Source organism: Vibrio sp. YT-17 (assembly GCF_033337375.1).
GTDB lineage: Bacteria > Pseudomonadota > Gammaproteobacteria > Enterobacterales > Vibrionaceae > Vibrio > Vibrio alginolyticus.
Window position 1 is genome coordinate 1 of record NZ_JAWOQP010000115.1, and the last position, 1,270, is coordinate 1,270.

General features: G+C 46.7%; 2 protein-coding genes. Both read right to left on the reverse strand.

Translation table 11 applies throughout. The annotated features are described in order from the left end of the window. Nucleotides 1-5 precede the first annotated feature (5 nt). Nucleotides 6-431, reverse strand: a complete 426-nt coding sequence (gene ndk / locus R7F67_RS24275; protein ID WP_005460254.1) for a nucleoside-diphosphate kinase — start codon at nt 429-431, stop codon at nt 6-8. Nucleotides 432-517: 86 nt separating this feature from the next. Beyond that, on the reverse strand, nt 518-1,270 hold a 753-nt coding region (pepB, locus tag R7F67_RS24280), incomplete at its 5' end, for an aminopeptidase PepB (protein ID WP_318057471.1).

Here is a 1,270-nt window from a genome sequence, read left to right on the forward strand (position 1 = left end):
ACCAATTAGCGAGGGCAAATTTCTGACTCAGGGAAGAAGAACTCAATCTCACGAGCCGCTGATTCAGGACTATCTGAACCATGCACAGAGTTATGACGCATGCTTAGCGCGTAATCTGCGCGAAGTGTGCCTGCTGCCGCTTCTTCTGGGTTGGTTTTACCCATCAATTCGCGGTAACGTGCAATCGCATTTTCGCCTTCCAACACTTGAACCATAATAGGGCCAGAAGTCATGAACTCTTTTAGAGGTTGGAAGAATTCTTTACCTTCATGTTCTGCGTAAAAGCCGCTCGCCTGCTCTTCAGTCAGGTGAACCATTTTCGCAGCAATAATGCGTAGGCCTGCCTTCTCGATTCGATTATAGATTTCACCGATCAGGTTTCTTTCCACAGCGTCAGGCTTAACAATGGAAAACGTTCTTTCTAGAGCCATAAAGTTTCCTTTTTGTACTTGTAATAATAGTGTTTAAAAGTGACTTACTTGACTACGGCAGCGTCTAACTGACGCCACCATAAATATTATTTTTCTGCTTGCTCATTAAGAAGGCGAGCAAGAGTGCGGACACCCATACCAGTAGCGCCAGCCGCCCACTTGTCTGATGCAGACTTACGGTAAGTACCAGCACAATCGAAGTGCAACCAGCCTTTCTTGTAGTCTTCAACAAAGTAAGACAAAAATGCAGCAGCGGTACTTGCGCCTGGACTGTAGTCTCCAGAGCTGATGTTCGATAAATCAGCGAAGTTTGACGGCAACATACCACGGTGGAAATCAGCCAGAGGCAGTGGCCACAGGCCTTCTTTCTCTTTGTTTGCTGCGGTTAGCGCTTGATGAGAAAGTTCATCATCAAAGCTCATTAACGCGTGGTAGTCGTTACCCAATGCGTTTTTCGCCGCGCCGGTTAACGTTGCGCAGTCGATGATCAACTCAGGGTTATGCTCGCTTGCATAGATAAGACCATCGGCAAGTACCAAACGACCTTCTGCATCGGTGTTCATGATCTCAACAGTCTTACCGTTTTTGTAGGTGATGATGTCGCCAAGCTTAAGCGCACGACCAGAAACCATATTCTCAGCACAACATAAGATCAGTTTTACGCGCTTGTTCAAACCACGCAAAATAGCTAACCCCAAACCGCCAGTAATCGTACCTGAACCGCCCATATCGGCTTTCATTGCACTCATAAAGTTTGAAGGCTTAAGGCTGTAACCGCCTGAATCAAACGTAATGCCTTTACCTACTAGACACGCGAATACTGGTGCGTTTTCATCGCC

Bases quoted from the DNA above. Each gene is read 5' to 3' on its own strand.
- ndk (WP_005460254.1), bottom strand. From the start codon at position 431: ATGGCTCTAGAAAGAACGTTTTCCATTGTTAAGCCTGACGCTGTGGAA.